This window comes from Cupriavidus basilensis (genome assembly GCF_029335485.1).
GTDB lineage: Bacteria > Pseudomonadota > Gammaproteobacteria > Burkholderiales > Burkholderiaceae > Cupriavidus > Cupriavidus basilensis_E.
In genome coordinates, this window is the sequence record NZ_JARJLM010000378.1 from 1 (window position 1) to 17,110 (window position 17,110).

The 17,110-nt window shown below is 61.7% G+C and carries 16 protein-coding genes and 2 pseudogenes; 5 read left to right on the forward strand and 13 right to left on the reverse strand.

The window, feature by feature from the left end; translation table 11 throughout:
• The first annotated feature begins 410 nt into the window (after window positions 1–410).
• On the forward strand, window positions 411–695 hold the full coding sequence (locus P3W85_RS22480; RefSeq protein WP_276266405.1) for an HU family DNA-binding protein: 285 nt from the start codon (window positions 411–413) through the stop codon (window positions 693–695).
• Between the two features lie 105 nt (window positions 696–800).
• Here the strand turns inward: P3W85_RS22480 and P3W85_RS22485 are convergent, their stop codons facing one another.
• On the reverse strand, window positions 801–1,277 hold the full coding sequence (locus tag P3W85_RS22485) for a hypothetical protein (protein ID WP_276266406.1): 477 nt from the start codon (window positions 1,275–1,277) through the stop codon (window positions 801–803).
• A gap of 51 nt (window positions 1,278–1,328) precedes the next feature.
• On the opposite strand from P3W85_RS22485, the gene P3W85_RS22490 reads away from it, so the two are divergent.
• A complete protein-coding gene (locus P3W85_RS22490) occupies window positions 1,329–1,853 on the forward strand; it encodes a YadA-like family protein (RefSeq protein ID WP_276266407.1) in 525 nt (174 codons plus the stop codon).
• A gap of 235 nt (window positions 1,854–2,088) precedes the next feature.
• Here the strand turns inward: P3W85_RS22490 and hfq are convergent, their stop codons facing one another.
• The 3 genes and pseudogenes from hfq to imuA all read right to left on the reverse strand — a co-directional run.
• Window positions 2,089–2,415: an RNA chaperone Hfq gene (gene hfq / locus P3W85_RS22495; protein WP_276266408.1), complete on the reverse strand. Its 327-nt coding sequence runs from the start codon at window positions 2,413–2,415 to the stop codon at window positions 2,089–2,091.
• 493 nt (window positions 2,416–2,908) lie between these two features.
• Window positions 2,909–4,777, reverse strand: a complete 1,869-nt coding sequence (locus tag P3W85_RS22500) for a PhoX family protein (RefSeq protein WP_276266409.1) — start codon at window positions 4,775–4,777, stop codon at window positions 2,909–2,911.
• A gap of 500 nt (window positions 4,778–5,277) precedes the next feature.
• A pseudogene (gene imuA / locus P3W85_RS22505) lies at window positions 5,278–5,826 on the reverse strand (translesion DNA synthesis-associated protein ImuA); the annotation flags it as partial.
• Between the two features lie 174 nt (window positions 5,827–6,000).
• Between imuA and P3W85_RS22510 the strand changes: the two are divergent.
• A complete protein-coding gene (locus P3W85_RS22510) occupies window positions 6,001–6,405 on the forward strand; it encodes a GNAT family N-acetyltransferase (RefSeq protein WP_276266410.1) in 405 nt (134 codons plus the stop codon).
• A 49-nt stretch (window positions 6,406–6,454) separates the two neighbouring features.
• Here the strand turns inward: P3W85_RS22510 and P3W85_RS22515 are convergent, their stop codons facing one another.
• Window positions 6,455–7,438 (reverse strand): IS1595 family transposase, encoded by a 984-nt coding sequence (locus P3W85_RS22515; RefSeq protein WP_276266411.1) that lies wholly within the window; start codon window positions 7,436–7,438, stop codon window positions 6,455–6,457.
• 161 nt (window positions 7,439–7,599) lie between these two features.
• On the opposite strand from P3W85_RS22515, the gene P3W85_RS22520 reads away from it, so the two are divergent.
• Window positions 7,600–7,881 carry a hypothetical protein gene (locus P3W85_RS22520; RefSeq protein WP_276266412.1) on the forward strand — a complete coding sequence of 94 codons (282 nt, stop codon included), beginning with the start codon at window positions 7,600–7,602 and terminating at the stop codon, window positions 7,879–7,881.
• Window positions 7,882–7,914: 33 nt separating this feature from the next.
• Here the strand turns inward: P3W85_RS22520 and P3W85_RS22525 are convergent, their stop codons facing one another.
• The 6 genes and pseudogenes from P3W85_RS22525 to P3W85_RS22550 form a co-directional block, all read right to left on the reverse strand.
• Window positions 7,915–8,163, reverse strand: coding sequence for a hypothetical protein (locus P3W85_RS22525; protein ID WP_276266413.1), 249 nt, complete (start codon window positions 8,161–8,163; stop codon window positions 7,915–7,917).
• A 120-nt stretch (window positions 8,164–8,283) separates the two neighbouring features.
• Entirely contained in the window at window positions 8,284–8,892 is a 609-nt protein-coding gene (locus tag P3W85_RS22530) for an NADPH-dependent FMN reductase (protein WP_276266414.1), read from the reverse strand.
• A 176-nt stretch (window positions 8,893–9,068) separates the two neighbouring features.
• Window positions 9,069–11,575 (reverse strand): annotated as a pseudogene (locus P3W85_RS22535) (penicillin acylase family protein).
• A gap of 129 nt (window positions 11,576–11,704) precedes the next feature.
• The gene (locus P3W85_RS22540) at window positions 11,705–12,490 is read right to left on the reverse strand and encodes a helix-turn-helix domain-containing protein (RefSeq protein ID WP_276266415.1); all 786 of its coding nucleotides are present in this window, start codon (window positions 12,488–12,490) and stop codon (window positions 11,705–11,707) included.
• 522 nt (window positions 12,491–13,012) lie between these two features.
• Window positions 13,013–14,278 (reverse strand): MFS transporter, encoded by a 1,266-nt coding sequence (locus tag P3W85_RS22545; RefSeq protein WP_276266416.1) that lies wholly within the window; start codon window positions 14,276–14,278, stop codon window positions 13,013–13,015.
• Window positions 14,275–15,357 carry a threonine aldolase family protein gene (locus P3W85_RS22550; protein WP_276266417.1) on the reverse strand — a complete coding sequence of 361 codons (1,083 nt, stop codon included), beginning with the start codon at window positions 15,355–15,357 and terminating at the stop codon, window positions 14,275–14,277. The genes P3W85_RS22545 and P3W85_RS22550 overlap by 4 nt, the downstream gene beginning before the upstream one ends.
• A gap of 94 nt (window positions 15,358–15,451) precedes the next feature.
• Between P3W85_RS22550 and P3W85_RS22555 the strand changes: the two genes are divergently transcribed.
• Window positions 15,452–16,132 carry a TetR/AcrR family transcriptional regulator gene (locus tag P3W85_RS22555; protein WP_276266418.1) on the forward strand — a complete coding sequence of 227 codons (681 nt, stop codon included), beginning with the start codon at window positions 15,452–15,454 and terminating at the stop codon, window positions 16,130–16,132.
• 186 nt (window positions 16,133–16,318) lie between these two features.
• On the opposite strand, the gene P3W85_RS22560 is transcribed toward P3W85_RS22555, so the two are convergent.
• Together P3W85_RS22560 and P3W85_RS22565 are read right to left on the reverse strand one after the other, a co-directional pair.
• Window positions 16,319–16,456 (reverse strand): hypothetical protein, encoded by a 138-nt coding sequence (locus tag P3W85_RS22560; protein ID WP_276266419.1) that lies wholly within the window; start codon window positions 16,454–16,456, stop codon window positions 16,319–16,321.
• A gap of 43 nt (window positions 16,457–16,499) precedes the next feature.
• Window positions 16,500–16,886, reverse strand: a complete 387-nt coding sequence (locus tag P3W85_RS22565) for a tripartite tricarboxylate transporter substrate-binding protein (RefSeq protein WP_276266420.1) — start codon at window positions 16,884–16,886, stop codon at window positions 16,500–16,502.
• Between the last annotated feature and the right edge of the window lie 224 nt (window positions 16,887–17,110).

Here is a 17,110-nt window from a genome sequence, read left to right on the forward strand (position 1 = left end):
GACGCGTTTGGGAGGATGTTGGCTACGAGGCTTGAACTAGCCGACTTCAGCAGACAGCGCTCTATCGGCAGTGCTTTCGGATGCTGCGAAGTTGAGGGCGGGACGGGCCGTTTAAGTGGGATACCGAACGACTATAGATTGGAAGGCCAATCTCGTCTTGGTAGTGAACAGTAATGGCCGCGCCGCCCGAGGCGCGAACGCTCACGGTGGAGAGAGGGGCTGTGATGACGAACTCTGTTGTCGTCGGGGCGAGGGGCGGTGCACGCCCTGTCCGTTATCTCATGCACGGTCATGGTCGACTGATGCTGGCCACAGTCGTCGCATCGCCGCTTTGCAGAGGCGGTAATGGTGAAACGCAGCACCACGACCGTGCGTCGTCCAATTAGTCACCTCACTCCAGGAGAAGGAAGTTGAATAAGTCTGAATTGATTGCGGCAATCGCTAACAAGACTGACCTCACCAAGGCAGATGCTGAACGCGCCGTGAATGCGTACATTGATATCATCCAGGGTAGAGTTGCATCTGGAGGCGAGGTTTCGGTACCGGGATTCGGCACCTTCAAGAGTTCCGCGCGGGCAGCGCGCGACGGTCGCAATCCTCAGACGGGCGAAATCATCAAGATCGCCGCCACGACCGTTCCCGCCTTCACCGCTGGAAAGACCTTCAAGGATGCAGTGGCCGCAGGGGCCAAGTAACCTCCGAGCTTAGCCCGAAAGGCCTGATCCTTGCCGCTCCAACCGGGGCGGCAACCGTGAGGCAACGTTGAGACTCGAAGTCGCGATCCCTGTTCGGGTTGACGTTCACGACTTGCCTGGGGCCTTGCGGGCCCGTGTACCGGCCGCTCCAGTTGCTTCCTTTTCCCCGCTCGGCTCGGCCGGAGCTTCGATTTTCGCGTCATCCTGGACGCGCCGCTGCTTCAGCTCGGCCTGCGCAGCACTGGCCAGGCCCACTGATTCGACCAGGCGTTCGCGCGTAACTTGGTGCGCGGCGATCGCATCGGCGAGATCCTTGCAGATCTGCTGTTCGCGTTCCTCCGTGCGTGCAAGGCGAGCTTCCGCGTGCTGCTGGGAGGCCTGTTCGCCCGCACGCTGCGCTTCGGCGACGGCGGCCAACTTCCCTGCCTCGACTCCGGCTGCCTGGGCCTGTTCCAACTGCTCGCGCAGATCGGCAGCTTCACGCTTCAGGCGCGGCACCGCTTCCAGCTGTAGCTCGGCTTGGGCGAGGATACGCCGCACACTTGCCATCTCCTCGCGGCTGCGCTCCGCTTCCTGCTGCAATCGTGAGATTTCTTCCGCTTGCTCGCTAGGCCGCAGGCAGCGCTCGATGGAATGCTCTCGCTCGCAGAAATAGGTACGGCGGGCGGCGTGGCGTCGCTCGATGGCTGGGGCAAGGTACTCTACCGCGCTGCCGGTGCGCTGCTGCTGGCTGCCGGCAACAACGCCGTGGCGCTGGGCCAGGGCTCGGTGGCCGAGCGCGACAACACCGTGTCGGTGGGCAACGCGGCCACCGGTCAGTTGCGCAGCCTTACGAATGTCGCCCCGGGGGTGCTGGGTACCGATGCCATCAATGTCAACCAGTTGCAGCAAGCGGTGAGCAATGCAACCAGCCAGGCGAACGCCTTTGCCGCGCGGGGCGTTGCGGAGGCGCTGGCCATGCCGAGTATGCCGACATTGCCGGCGGGCATGAAGTGGATGGGCGCAGGGGTCGGCAACTACGCGGGTGCGTCGGCCGTCGGCTTCGCCTTCGGCTACCAGGTCAACGATGGCCTGAACCTGGGCGTGGGCGTCTCCACGGCGACCAGGAGCGGCAGTAACCGCATCGCCTCCCGGTTCCGGGCGCGCTACGCATGGTGACATGCGAGAGCCCCGCAAGTTGTGTCGCAGTAAGGGAGAGTAAGCGGCTGAAGTTGGCCACGGCCGTATTGGTTAAGCGGCCAGTAAGTAGAATTGCTGCGCCGCGGACGCAATGCTTCCATCGGCGCGCTGCATCTGATCCTCGGCGAGCATGTGCCTGAGTTCGATGCCACCCGGTACTTCTGGCGCTGGAGCAGGAGGTTCAGTGCGTGACCGGCCAGACCGTCAAGATGAACTATGCATCATTGCGGCCAGCTGCCATGGGCCGGCGCTTTCGCGTGACTACAGTCGGTCCCCTGGAGTCGCTACCGAAGCTCGTGTGCTCTGAGCGTATCCCAGAGCGCGCGTCCCTCGCCCCCATGTCCGACTGAATAGTCGAGATCGCGTGTTTGTAGATAGTCTGCATGCCGGCGGGCGTGCTCAACATCACTACGTATTGATCGAATGACGCAATTGATCCAACTAGCTTGACTCCGTTTACCAGGTACACCTGGACACACTCTTTGTCCTTTCGCACGGTGTTCAGGAAGCAATTCTGTGGAGTGGAGTCTTCAAATTGCATTGAGTATTGAATTGGGGTGGCGGCGGATACGCCGCTGCGGCGCAAGCCCGCATGCGTTGCAAGGACGCCGGACTGTACTGCGTTGCTGATGAAACCTCTTGAGAAGGGGTGTCACGCCGAATTTCTCGTAGCCCAGACTCTCGTAGAAGGCCCGCGCGGGCGCGGACTCACTGGTGTTTGCAGATTTACACTTGTGAAGCCTTCTTTGAATAGGCGCTCTTCGCGGGCAGCCAGCAATTCCTGACCCAGGCCACGCCTGATGTGGAAAGAAAGCCCATCCTGTACCCAACGCTTTCCTCAACCCAGGACGAGAGCAATCGGCACTCTCTCAAGCACAGAGCTTACTCCCATGATGTCAATGACTGGTTGTGGCCGAGGATTGTGGTATAGGGTCGGTTGGCGACCTCCGCCACATGCGGTGATGAATCCAATAACCGCAGCCCAAAGGCTGCGGTTTGTCCTTGGGCGGCGCCGGCGATCCAATGCGCGCTGCTTACGCGCCGACCGGCTTGCCTTCCTTGTGCCGTACCACGATGGTCGACGACCTGGCGGGCTTGCTCGGGTCGGGCCACTTGTCGTTGGGGTGCTGGATATTGATGAAGAAGGTGGTCAAGTCCGGCGTATAGGCAATGCCGGTGATCTCGCAGCCATGCGGTCCCACGAGGAAGCGCTTGCACTCGCGTGTCTGCTGGTCGACAAAATGCATCGAATTCGCGCCGAAGACATTGGTGGTGCTGCTGCCGGTGCCAGCGTCGGTCTGTACCCACAGGCGTCCCTTGGGATCCACGCGAATGCCGTCCGGGCTCGAGAACGTATTGCCCTTGATATTGCCCTTCAGGTTGGCCGCGGCCAGGGACGGATCGCCGGCCAGCAGGAAGATCTCCCAGGCAAAGGTCGTGGCCAGCGGCGAGTCCCCCGCTTCCTTCCACTTGATGATGTGGCCGTGCGAGTTGTTCACGCGCGGGTTGGCTGCGTCGGTCACCAGGCGTCGGCTATTGTTGGTCAGCGTGCAGAACAGGCTCTTGTCCACTCCCACCGTGATCCATTCCGGCCGGTCCATCAAAGTCGCGCCAACCACGCGCGCCGCCGCCTTGGTATTGATCAACACATCCGCCTGCGTGTTGAAATCGACCGTCACCGGTGTCTGAGGTCCCTGCGTGGTATTGCCCGGATCGGTTGCGCCAGTCACCAGGCCGTTCTTGCCTTGCGTCAGCTCGATCCACTGGCCGGAGCCGTCGGCATTGAACCTGGCGACATACAGCGTGCCCTTGTCCAGCAGATCGATGTTGGCCTGGCGGTTGGTCGGATTGAACGCGTCTGCGGGAATGAACTTGTAGATGCAGCCCGGCGTGCTGTCGTCACCCATGTAGAAGGCGACACGGTTGTCGCCGTTGGTCAGGAAGGCGGTGTTCTCGTGGTCGAAGCGGCCCATCGCGGTGCGCTTGGTCGGTACTGCCAGTTCGTTCAGCGGATCGATCTCCACGACCCAGCCGTAGCCGACCTCGGGATTGGTCGGATCCAGGTAATTGTCGGTGGTTTCTTCGCAGGTCAGGTAGGTGCCCCAGGGCGTGTTGCCGCTCGCGCAGTTGTTCAGCGTGCCGACCACGCTGCCGCCAGCCGCGCTGGCGGCGGGGCCGCTGACCTTGTAAAGCGTGTTGCCGGTATAGCGCTTGTTGTAGCGCGAGTTCTTCTTGACCTGCCACTTGGCGCCAACGAGTTCGATCTCGATGATGGATACGCCCACTGAGGACAATGCGATCTTCTTCTGCTCCGGCGTTGCCGTGGCCGCACTATACCTGCCGCTGGCAAACAGGATGGCGGCATCCAAGGTTTCGTGATTGATCGCCAGCAAGCCCCCCTTCTGCGGGTCGACGCCCGGCAGCGCAAAGAAATGCATGCCGTCATGATTGCCGCCGGCCTGACGCTCGGTTTCGGCGGACGATTGCGGTGCACCACTGTATCCGGGCGCGCCGGCTTCGACCGGGTCGCCGGCCGAGAACAGCACGTCGTACGAATAGGTGGAAGGCAAGGTCACCGTGTCGGCGGTGACCTTGTCCGCCACCGGCGTGAAGCGAACGCCGTAGTCCAGCGGCTGCACGGGCGTCGGCGCGGGCGCGGGGGTTCCAGGTGCCGGCGCTGGCGTGCCGGCGGGCGTGGCGGCCACATTGTCGTCACCGCCGCAGGCGGCCAGCAGGCTACTCGTACCGAATACCGAAAGCAGTGACAGGCTCAGCCCGCCCCGCAGAACGGTGCGGCGCGCCGGATTGGCGGCCACGATGTCTTCAAGCATTTGCCCTGGAACGGTAACGACGCCTTCGGCGTCACGGCGCGGCGCACGGGCCTTATCGGTAAGGTAAGACATGGTTGGAACCTCTCTGGTCGGTTTGAATCCTGCCGGACTGGCGAGTGAGCGGTACGGTGGGGTGGGCGGTTGCGCCGATAGTAGAGAGGTAATGTGACTTGCATGTTACTGAATGTCTTATTGTTGATTCATAGCTGGGTATCCGCGTCGGCTGAACTCGCGAACGAGGCAATGCGATCCGATGGGAACCCTGGGAATCTCGACTAGTTTCCGTTGCCCCGTCGCAAGAAGGCATATCGCAGTGGTGAATGGCCGACACGACGTGTCAATCGTCTGGAGTGTTTCAATGTGGGGCGCAGGCTGACCGAGGAGCAGTGGGCGTTCGTGCTGGCCGGCTCGCGGCGCTTCCCCCACGTCCGCCAATCAGCGCCTGCAGATGGCGCTGCCGCTGCTGTACGTCAACGACCTGCGCCGGCACGCTTCATCTTGCCGACCCGCGCGGCGCGGCTGGAGGCGGCCAGCACGCACTGGCTGCGCCATACCCATATTACCCATGCGCTGGCGGCCGGCGCGATGCCGATGCGCAGCGGCGCCGGCGAAGCGTCACGCGCGCAGGCCAGCGGGCGCATCAGGCAGAACAGCGTGTCCCCCGACTGCGCCGCCAGATGCAGGCGGCGCAAGGCGCCATTGCGGATGTGCTGCTGCCATAACAGCAAGGCGCCACAGGTCCCGGCGCGCAGCAGTTGCTCGGCGGCCCAGAGCGCGTCTGCCGTGCGCTGGCTGCGAATCCACAGCATCTGCCGCAGCGGCAGACCCCAGTTGGCGAAGGCCAGCGCCTGGGGCGTGTGCGGTGGCTGGATCAGCGCGATGGGGCGTTTGGCGGCTTCCAGCAGAGCAGGACGCAGCAGGCGCATCTCCCCCACACCAGGCTGCTGGATCAGCAGCTCCACCAGCGTGCCCGTCGGCCAGCCGCTGCCTGGCAGCTCCCGATCAAGCGCGGGATAGCCGGTGGCGACGGTGCGGCCGGCCCCACGCGCCAGTTGAGAAGCGCGCCATAGGGCGGGGTGGACGGTTTCAGGGGCGAGCGTGGGCTTGGCGTCGGTGTTCAGAAGCTAAAATCCAGTTTACTGTATATTTATAAGGGCTATCCACTTAGCTCCAGTGACTTCTAAGTGCTGGATGACCATACAGAAGTTGGCGATGTTCACGCGAAGGCGCTACGCTCAGGGTTGACGGCTCAAAACGGCATGTTGGCTTGGAGTAGGCACTGGAGGTGGTTTCTCGTGAGTTTTGAAGACAAGATCGAATACAAAAACAATGCAGAAGTTACCGACGAGCATCTGAACGAACTGTTCTCGGCTTCGTGGCCGAACCACCAGCCGTCTTCGTTTCGGATGGTCTTGAGTTTAAGCCTTGTGTACGTGTGCGCTTTTCGGGCGACAGAGCTGATTGGGTACGTAAACGTAGCGTGGGATGGCCGATCGCATGCATTCATTCTCGATCCGACAGTTCATCCGAGGTATCGTCGCCAGGGCATCGGGCAGCAGTTGGTGCTGAGCGCCATCGCTGCAGCAAGAGAACACGGCGTGGCTTGGATGCATGTGGACTTCGAGCCACATTTGCGAGAGTTCTATGCTCAGTGCGGTTTTCGCGCGTCCGAGGCTGGAATCGTCAATCTCGCGGGCTAGGCCCAACCCCTGGACTGGTGATACTTAACTCAGAAGACTGCTTTGCCCTCTATGAGTCGTTTGCCTGAATCACATCGGCATAGGTCACGGGGGCTGTGACCACGGCCTGCTGAAGCAGCCGATAGAACAGCATGCCGCGCGAGCCCGAGGTTCGGCGGTTGAAGCGGAACACGAACTCGCCCAAGTAGGCGTCCAGATGCTCGGGCTGAACCGAGCCATGATGCGTGCCGAGAATCCAGCGTTTGACCAGTGAGGCGACCCGATGCACGCCGGCCATCGAGACATGCGCCGGCACCTCGGCACCAAGCATCACATTGCGCTGGTGGTTGTAGCCCAACTTGCTCAATGACCGGTAGGCTGCTGACCCGTCAGTTTTGACGTGGGCGCCAGGCTCAATCGACGCCTGCACGAACGGAATGACGCACTCATCCGCATCGTTGCGGATGCGCTGCAACCGTATCCGGCCGAACCCCTTGGGTTGGAGCACCGCGACCGCGAGGACGACCAGTATTTTGCTCGTGCGGTTCTTGCGATTGACGGCCGGGATGGGGACTTCTCGGTCCGAGATGGCCAGGTAGGTCTCGTCAACCTCAACACACCCCTTCAGGCGTTCGCGGTCCGGCCGCACCATGGCGCGGCGAAACCTGTGCAGCATCGTCCAAGCGGTCTGGTAGCTTCCCAGGCCCAGTACCCTTTGCAAGCCAAGGGTGCTGACGCCTTGCTTTTGATTAGTCAGATACCAGGCGCCGGCCAGCCACACACGCAGTGGAGTGCGGGTCTTGTCGAATATCGTGCCAGCGGTCACCGTCGTTTGGTGGCCGCAACTACGGCACATCAGGCGAGCACGACTCGACCGATAAGGCTCGGCTGCCACGCCGCAATCAGGACAAATGAATCCCTGCGGCCACCGCAATGCCTCCAGGTACGACAGGCAGGCTTCTTCCGTCCCGAACCGGTCCAAAAACTCGTTCCAGTTGCTGGGGTAGTCCTTGCCAGCTTCTGGAGGTACTATCTGCTTTACCTGTATATCCATCCAGTAATTCTGGCATGACTGGAGCTAAGTGGATAACCCTTATATTTATACAGTGGCCGGGAAATTTCTGACACAATGCCAATATGTGTCTTATTGTCATCTTCTGGGGCGGACGCCCGGCGTGGATCTCGCCTACATTGAGGAAAGTTGGGGGAACGAATATGCGTGACGAAGCGTTCGCCCGGGCGGGCGAGACCCTACTGGGAGACGTGGTTGCCATCGGTGCGCTTCTCCCGGCTGCGGGCGACCTGGTGGCGGTGCGCAGCCGCGTCGATGCGACTGTGGAGTTCGATGCGGCATCGGGCACGTGGAAAGCCGTTGTGTTCGGCATTTCTCGTGACGGCAGTCCGATGGACAAGTTCGGCAGCGTGGCCCTCGATAACGAGGTCGAGATTGCCCTGGACCATATCGTCTCGGTCCTAAAAAGCGCTCCCGCACCGTGATCTAGCCCAGGTCAGTTGCGGGCATGCCATGTGTCACGCCGGTGCCGGGCCAAAGACGTCAGCCTCGAGATCATGCTCGAATGCCATCGGCCAGCGTTTGCCTTTGCCGCTGGCGTACTGCAGAGATACGCCAGTCTCGGGTTGTAGGATGCTGATCATGCCTATCCCTCTTTCGGCCCGGAGGTCCAGCACATGGAAATCGGCCGCGATGAATCCGTGTCGCCGGCATGCAGCCGCGAATGCCTCCCGCTCAGATGACGGAAAGACTTCTAGATTTGCCATGGGGTGATCCTCGCAAGTTGCCAATACGTGCGGCGTCTCTGGCTCAAAATGCGTCCTCTTTGCTCCAGCACCCTGAAATATATACAAACATCCAGGGACGGAATGGCGGACCCGGAGGGGCTACCAGGTGGGCCCAATTGGTGGCGCCTTAACAGGTAAATTCTCTTTCAACCCTCGTACGCCGCGCAACGCATCGGACCAAGAGATCAACTGGTACAGCATGCTATCCACCGAGGCTGTAAGGCTTTCGTTGGGAGTGAAAACGCCAGAGGAAAATGTGGGGATCAGTGGAATGGCGGGCTGTGCACGCACGGTCGCCACTTGGAGCTCCGCGAGTACGAGCCGAAGCGCCTCAGCTGCCCGAACTCCAGCAGCCCATCCGCCATAGCTGACGATACCAGCGGCCTTGTTGTTCCATTCTCGATACACATAGTCGAGAGCATTCTTGAGCGCGCCCGGGAATGAGTGGTTGTACTCCGGGGCGACAAAAATGTAGCCATCGAAACTGTCGATCAACTCACTCCATGCACGGGTATGTGTGTGTTCGTATTGTCGGAGATTCGGATTTCCACCCTCGTCCAGGTTGCCGAGGTTGTGGTGTGCTAGGTCGATCATTTCGTAATCAGCGCCACCGTGGATACGTGCGATATCGAGCACCCAAGAGGCAATCTGGTCACCCCGACGTCCAGGGCGAGTACTGCCGAGAATGATTCCAATTCGAAGAGTCATCTGGTCCTTCCAAGCAAAGAGTTAATGGATCGAGTCAAGAGCCCGCACGCGCCCTCGCTCGCAAGGCGAACGAGTGATGCGTCGCTTGGCGGCGGTTCTGGTAGAGGGAGACGTGGCTCGCGCTGGTTGATGAAATTTCTAGTTGACCCGCCGCCGCGCGGCGGGTCAACCCCGCACTATTCGCGCAGGCTAACGGTTTTGTAGGCCGGGTCCGCTGTGATCTCCGATTCGGTGAAAGGCAGACGCAACCACTGCTTGGCGCTGTAGGCACGCGTGTAGTCTGAGTAGTGCGCCGATGCGGGATCGTCCGAAAGCGAGGAGGTCAAGAAGGTATTGGCCTCCACGCCCCCAGCTGGAAAGCGCACGATCTGCATGTAGCTGTTGGCGACGACGGCGTCGGCATCCATGGTGTAGCCGCCTTGGTCGAGCCGATTGAACGAACAGGTCGTGGTGAAGTAGCCCACGGAGTCGCTGCACCCGCCGAAGAGCGGGATCTTCTCTCCTTTGCGGGTGACGAAAAGGTAGTCGCCACGTGGCGCGTTCACCGGGTAGGGGCTCGCGTTGACGCGTATCAGCGCGGCGCCGAACATTTGACGGAGGGTGTCCGCGGCGCTGCTCTTCAGGTCACGTGGTGTGTTCAGCGGATCCGCAGCGTCGAAGGGCACGGCGTAGAGGGCCCCCCTGTTCGGCAGACTCTCGACACGAGTCCAGAACTCGTCCCAGATGTGTGCACCGCGTGCCTCACTATTGCCCGTATTGTCCCAGGTACTCAGCGCGGCGCAGGCTGCGGTAGTGTCGACGGTGCCGGCCGGAGTGTCTCCCATGTAGGGGTCACTGTAGGCAGCCACATCGATCTTAGGCACGGCGCAGACTAGTTCCAATGCGCGCGCCTTGAACCGTTCGGCAGCGTAGGAGCGGCTGTTGAGCACCATCTCCTTCACAGTCTCCACAGTCGCTTCTTTTCCCGCATAACCGTCAGTACCATCGATGCGTGCCTGTGCCATCAGGAGACCCAAGCGGGCACGGGTGGTGAAGCCAGTCTCGATGGCGCCGAAGATGGACGGGAAGCCGGTAAGCGGCTGGTGTGCGTTGGTGAGCCAGTATGTGTTGTTCATGTTCGCCACGTAGTCGTCGCGCGTCAGACTAGGCATGCGCGATGGGCCAATGGCACCCTGCTGCACGGAATCGGCATCGGTCTGCCAGTCGCACGCGCTGCGCGAGCCGTCGAAGACCGGAGCGGGCGTCAGTGCGGCCTGCAGTGCTGCGCCGACCGGGCTCGTGCTCGAGCAGTTCGCGATCTGTTGTGCCGACACATTGGGCACCGCGCCGATGTCGGCGTACCAGACCTTGGCACTGTTTCGGCCCACGGCAGCGGTGTTGACCCAGGGAATGGCCGATTCTTCGCGCTGGATTGCGGAAAACTCATCAAGCGTTGTTGCCCGGCCCCAGCGTAGCCAGTTTCGGTAGAGGCGGAAGTTGTCAGCGTTGATGTCGCGAATCGTGAAGGCAGTGGCCTGGTCCCACTGGTTGATGAGGGGCCCGTACTCCGACTTGTAGAGCGTGCGTGTCACGGAGCCCATCTTCCCGTCCGCTTGCTTTACGTTCACCGTGATTTCATGCGCCTGCATTTTCACGGCTTGGCCATCGCGCAGGTAGCTTGTGGGGTCGCCCGAGGCTAGCTTCAGTTCGTAGAGGCCGTAGCGCTTGGCCGTGGACACCGTGTGGCTCCACGCAATGCTGTCGTTGAAGCCGATTTGGATGATCGGCACGCCAAGAAAGGATGCACCGCTCACGTTGAGCTGGCCCGGGATCGTAAGCTGCGCCTGATACCAGCGATCCGGCCCGCGCCAGTACCAGTGCGGATTGCCGAACAGCAGCGGACTCGAATTGCCGGTGCCCGCTGTGCCGAAGGCCATCACGTTGCTACCCAAGCCTCCCTTGCCGCCGACCTGCATGCTGAAGGAAGGGAGATCAAGTGCGGCGATTTGCAACGTCGGCTTGTGCTTTCCGGCTCGCGCCGAAATTTTGGCGGATGCGACCGGTGCGGCTGCAGCGGCGATCTGCTTCAAGAACGGGCTGTAGCCCCCCGCGAAATTGACTGCGTACATGCGGCGGTAGATGTCGTCGGAAGTGATCGGCTGCACCCACGCCTGATCGCGGCAATCTGCGTGCGCATTGCCACCGGCCTTTATGTCGCGCACGTAGCGGTTGTAGCCAGCAGCGAAGCCTTCGGCTAGCCTCTTCACCTCATCGGGCTGGGCATTGATCATTTTCTCCAACGCATCAGCGGAGAGCACATGCCTGTGGAAGAAGTCTGACTCGATATTCTTTGGCCGGTCAATCGTGCCAAGCGTGCTCGGATTAACCAGTTGCGCGCCCGCGCCGAAGTACTGCGAGCGCTCGCCGCGATAGGTGAGGAACGCGTCGGCGAGAGTACAGAGATTATCCTCTGCCTGGGCATAGCCGTAGCCGTAGCCCAGCCCCCCCAATCATTCGCCTTGATATGAGGAACGCCCATGGTGGTACGGCGGATCTCGGCCTGGAACGCGGCCTGCGGCGTTCCAGGCGTGCCTGGGGCTGGTCCAGTGCTGCTGTTGTAGTCGCCGCCGCCGCCGCATGCCGTTAGAACGGCGAGCGCCGGCACCGCCAGCGGTATCCAGCCGCGTGCGTGAAGTCGCTTCATTGGTTGCCTCCTTTTCATTTTTGTCGTGTTTCCGCGCGCCAGGCGCGGCACGCGGGCGACAATTTTAGGATGCGCGCGCGCACGCCGGCTTGAACGCAGCGGCTACGTTTTCTGCGGCGTCGCCGCTAGTCAGGCGTCGCTGAGGCCGCTCGGGGCAAGGCTAATCTCAACCCGGCTGCTGTCGGCGAGGAAGGACGGCGTCAGACCGAAATAGCGCTGGAAGGTGCGGCTCATGTGTGCAGCGTCAGTGAAGCCGCCGTCCAGCGCAACGTCAGTCAGCCGTCGGCTGCTGGTGAACTGCTGCACGCTACGAAGGATCTTTGCCCACAACACGTAGCTCTTGAGCGACAGCCCCACTTGTTCACGGAACAAGTGCGTCAGCCGGTCAGGCGACAGGCACGCCACAGCCGATAGGTCGCGCAGCGGAAGTCGGCCGACATGATTGCGCACCTTGTGCAGCACGCACTCAATGCGGGGATCCAGCGGAACATCGGGCGTTGGATGGCCGGTTACGGCATCGACCATTCGGATACCGAGTTCGCGCAGCTGACTGCCGTCCAATTCGCCAAGCAGCGCGGCTTCAAAGCGCTCGCGCAGGCGACCAAAGCAGCGTGCGTCGATGACGTGGATACCGTGATCGCTCAGCACGCCCGCCAGTTCGCGGCAGGCGCCTGAAGTCGGATCCAGGTTCAGCGAAAGCAGCCCGCAGCCATCGGCATCGAGCCGCCGCGGTACATTCGGCGCCACCAGTGCGGCGGCGCACTGCATGCGAGTGCCGTCGAGCGCTTCGAGTAGGAACGGCCGGCCGGTGGCCGAGGCTAGCAGCGTGGTCGACGAGCGCTCCGTTAGGCCTGACTGGATGGCCGGGGTGATGTAGAGAAAGCGGTCGTCCCAGAAGTGGAGAAAGTTCAGCATGCCCGTACCTCGCAACCAGGTGGGCCCATGCAGTGAGCTAAATGTGTAGCGCAGGGTATACGGGCAAACGGCGCGAGCGCCAACCGGAGGCGGGCGGACAGGCTCAATGCATCACGTGCTCGATGACACGCTTCAGCAGGGAAGCCGATCTCTACATCGCTGACCGTTGACGGCTGCGCGATCCGGGAGAGGTTGCCTTTACCGAGAAACTCCAGCGCAGCAGGGCGGGCCAATCGAGGTGCCGGGCGAGCTCGGACTTGCCGGACCTGCCTTGACTGCGCCTCGGCTTTCTCGGCCCAGCCGCTATCACGGTTGGTCCGTCTATCGGGGCCGGCGCTCAGCATTTTGGCCTGCGCTTCGGCTGCTCGCTTGAGGAAATACATCCCCATGGAATGTCTCGGTCACGGTCATGCCGATGGCTAAGGGGCCGTGATTGCGCGCGACCAAACCAATGGCTGCCTGAAGCAGGTGGTTTCCGTCGAGCTTGAACACGTTTCTCCCTTCTCTTCGTTTTCGGTTGCGCTATTTTCTCGGGCTCGGTCTTCCACCGGTCGGATCGAAAGCAATGGTCACGATCGCCAGAATCGCAAGGACCGTGGGAATGAGCACGACCGAGGACCGCGCCGCAGAATCAGCGACCGTTTCCCCCAAGAACTTGAGGCCGAATCCCGCTAACAGGGGCCCGCTGGCCAGTCCGGCCTTCTCGCCTGCCATCCAGATCCCGGTGATTATTCCGCTTCCGCGCCCGCTGGCGAGATGCTCCGCGGTCAGGTCGGCCAGCCCGGTGAAGCCGGCGATCTGCATGCCCGAGAGACCCACTCCGCCGAGCGACATGCCAACAAAGAACATTAAGCCGGGACTCGGCGCGACCCCGACCATCAGGGCGGCAGCACACGTCGTAGTCGCCGCGAGCTGCCACACGCTGCGTAGTCCCAGCCTGCTGATCAAGCGCGGCCAGAGTGCCGCGAAAAGCAACGCCGTTACGATGTTGATGAGCATTGCAATGCCGACGACGTCCCCGCTCGCACGCATGGCGCGGACCAGGAACGGCAACAGAGCGGAGAATGCGCCCACCGCAGCCAACAGCATTACGAATGCCGACATCTGAATGAAGAACGGCCGGGATACAAGTCGCGACGCAGGTACGGTGTCGGGTACAAACTCGGCCGGCCTGGTGTGCACCACGGCCCCGTTCAAGCGGCACGTGAGCACGAAGGCGCCCATGGCAACGAGGCACACCGCTCCCATAGCGATACCCATCGCCGGATACCCTGCTCGCTCCGTGACGAGGGGCGCACTCACACCGCCGATCAACACGCCGAGGAACGCCAGTCCCAGTCTGGTCGAGACGAGAGCCCGTCGACCCTCGGGCCGATCGTCCAGTTCTGCTGGCAGCGCTGAGTAGGGCACCGCGAAGAACGAGTATCCCGTGGTGCACAGGAAGTAGATAAGCATGGGGACCAGTGCGTTGCCGGGATACCGTTGCGGCATGCCGAACAGTGCCCACAGGCCCGCGCCACCGAGGAGAGCGCCAGACGCCATCAGGGCTTGCCGGGCACACGGCGATCGGTGGCGTAGCCGGTCCGCCCAGACGCCGATCAGCGGATCGCCAACGAGGCCGATTGCCTTCGGAATCAGGATGATCACGCCGGCGATCGCCGCGTCAATGCGAACCTCGACCGTCAGGAAGTAGAGCAGCAGGACGCTCGGTACCGTCGTAAAGATCCCGGTTCCTATCGAGCCGACGCCATAGGAAAGGCGCTGATGTGACCGCGTCCGGGTGTTCATGCCGCCGCCTCTAACTCTGCATAGGTGGCTGTGACTGCTTCGATGATCTTGGCAACCTCCCGCTCGCGAACGCCGCTGTGAATTGCTAACCGTACGATGTTCGCCGCGACCACGGTGGTTTGGACGCCACGGCGCGTTAGGACTTCGACGAACTGCGGCGCATCTCCGCCGACTCGGTTCAGGAAGATGAGGTTGGTTGGCGCCGGCCTGACGGACTCTTCGCCGAGCCGGTTGGCGATCCCTCTGACGAGCGAGGCCGTCATCGCTAGGTCAGTCTCGAGCCGCACACGCCAGTCGTCGAGCGCGGCGATGGCGGCAGCGGCGATGGTTCCGATCGGGCGCCACTCGCCGCCAAGCGTCTGGCGCCAGCGGACGGCGGCATCGATCGCCTCCCGCGAGCCGGCGAGGACCGAGCCGACCGGCGCGCCAATCGCCTTGTTGAGGCTGATCGAGACGGTATCGCAGCCCTGGGTCAAGTCTGTCATCTGCAGTCCCTGTGCGGCGGCTGCGTTCCAGAGCCGCGAGCCGTCGAGATGAAGTGCACTGCCATCCTCCCGGCATGCGGCGGCGATCCGCGACTGCCAGCCGACGGGGATAACCGAGCCGGCGGAGAGCATATGGGTGTTCTCGAGCCACACTAGGGCTGCAATGTTGCGATCGCGGTCCTGCAGGAACTGGTCGACCACTGCAGGCGACGGGTGTCCCTCGTCTGTCGGCAGGGGGCAAGCGCCGACGCGCGTAAGTGCAGTCGCTCGCGCCTCAACCGTCAAGATGTGGGCGAGCGGCGCCGCGGCCAGTTGACCGCCTTCGGGAAGGTGCACGCGAATCGCAATCTGATTTGCCATCGTGCAGGTAGGCATCAGTAGCACCGCCTCGACACCGAGCTCGTCCGAAAGCACCTCATACAGCTTGCGCTCATATGGATCCTCCCCAGGGGCCATCGCGGGCGGGCGCGACGCAGCCAAGCTTGCTGCCACTGCCACAGCCGGCGGCCTCCAGCTCATTAGGTCGCTACGCAAGTCAATCATGCTGGGCTCCCCCGACTGTCGATCAATGAGACCGATGATGCGCATGACCATCGGTTCTGCCTCGCAACGATTGACATGTCCTTCTCCTATAATGGAACAGGTACCATCTATAGAGTCAACATCATTTATGGAATACAATCATAATATGGAATCCATTCCAATTTCAAGCGTGTCGTTACGCCAACGCGGTAAGGCACGTCGACAGGCCGACATCGTCGCTGCTGCAGCCGCGCTCTGGCGGGAGCGCGGTATCGAAAATGTCTCTCTCAGTGAGATCGCGGCGCGGGCAGAAGTGGCACCGCAGACTGTCTACAACCTGATCGGAGGCTTGGACGCGATCGGCTTCGCCGTGATTAAGGTCGCTCTCGAGCGTTTGGACGACGAACTGGGTGTTGCATCTTCCACAGGCATCGAACTGGCACTTGATGCTGCACGAATCTCGTCTGGCCTCTATACGGCTGACGAGCGGCTTTACCGGCAAGTGTTGGTTCGAATCCCGCGCGTGCTCTTCGAGGGCACGCATCTCGGTCGTGATACCGCGGACACCGCAATACGTGCGATGCAGCAGGCTTGGGAGGCAGGCGAGATCAGACGCGACGTCGATCCAGAGCGCCTGGGACGGACGATGTATGTCAACTACCTTGGGGCGCTGTACGACTGGGCGTGCGGTGACTCCAGTGACGCGGACTTCCGGACCGCGGCCGAGGTTGCTGTCCTGGCTCCGGCCGCCGCGTGCGCGGCTGAGCCGGTTCGGCCGCGCATGACAGAACGCCTGATCGCGAGTCTTTCGAGCGATGCCAAGGCTATCGCGGTCGGAGAGCTATGAGCATCAGCATGTTCAGTAGCGTTGTCCTACTCGGACTGACGGTGCCGGGAGCAGACGCTTGATTGTCCCGCAGAATACACCTGACGCGCTGCTGGAGGCTGATCGCAGCCGCAGCTGGGACGCGCCGAAGTCACGCGCCGGATACACCAGCGCGGCCCGCTGCGAGAGGTGGGCAGATAGGGGGGCTCATCGCTCGAAACGCTCATGTTCGAAACGTGGTGTTCGTAGAGGTCCGCCAGACTTGACCTGCACGAAGCGTTCGCGCAACCCTGTTGCCACCAGCGTATTGAAAGTGTTTCGGTGTAACCCTTCGACGATGTTCATCGGCGTACCTTTGGGTGCGATTACGTCGTACCAGGCGTCGGTGTCAAAACAGGTAGCCCTGTTCCGTCATGGTGGGCAGGTCGGGTAGCGTGGGTCCGCGGTGTGAACCTGTGATCGCGATGCCGCGCAGTTTGCCGGCGCGAATCAGTGGCACTGAACTGGTTGCGTCGACGAGAGCCACCTTGATGCGGCCGCCCTGCAAGTCTTGATAGATCTGACTGATCGTCTTGTAGGGTACATGGCCAATGTCCAGTCCTTGCTGTTTCTTCAGAGACTCCATCACGAGTTGCCCGGTCGATCCAGGTTGCCAGGTCGCATAGTCATAATGGCCGGGGTGCGACTTGATCAGCGCCACAAATTCCTTCGGTTTGCGCGCTGGCAAGTCGGGGGCGACGACCAGGTGAATACCGCCGGAGAAATCACTCATCATCACACCGGCCCCATCCAATGCTGGCGGTGTTGAGAGTATTTAGAAGGTGCTTCGCCTATCCCAGTTCGCTCATGATTTAACATAAGGTTTATTATCCGTAAAATGTATTGTAAAGGCCCAATCAGAATGTCCGCTTCCAGCCACATCAGAATGTCCCCTGGATAGACCTATACTGGTAGCGCCTGGGTTGGACGGGAGCGCGCCATGAAGGATCGAGGGTTGAT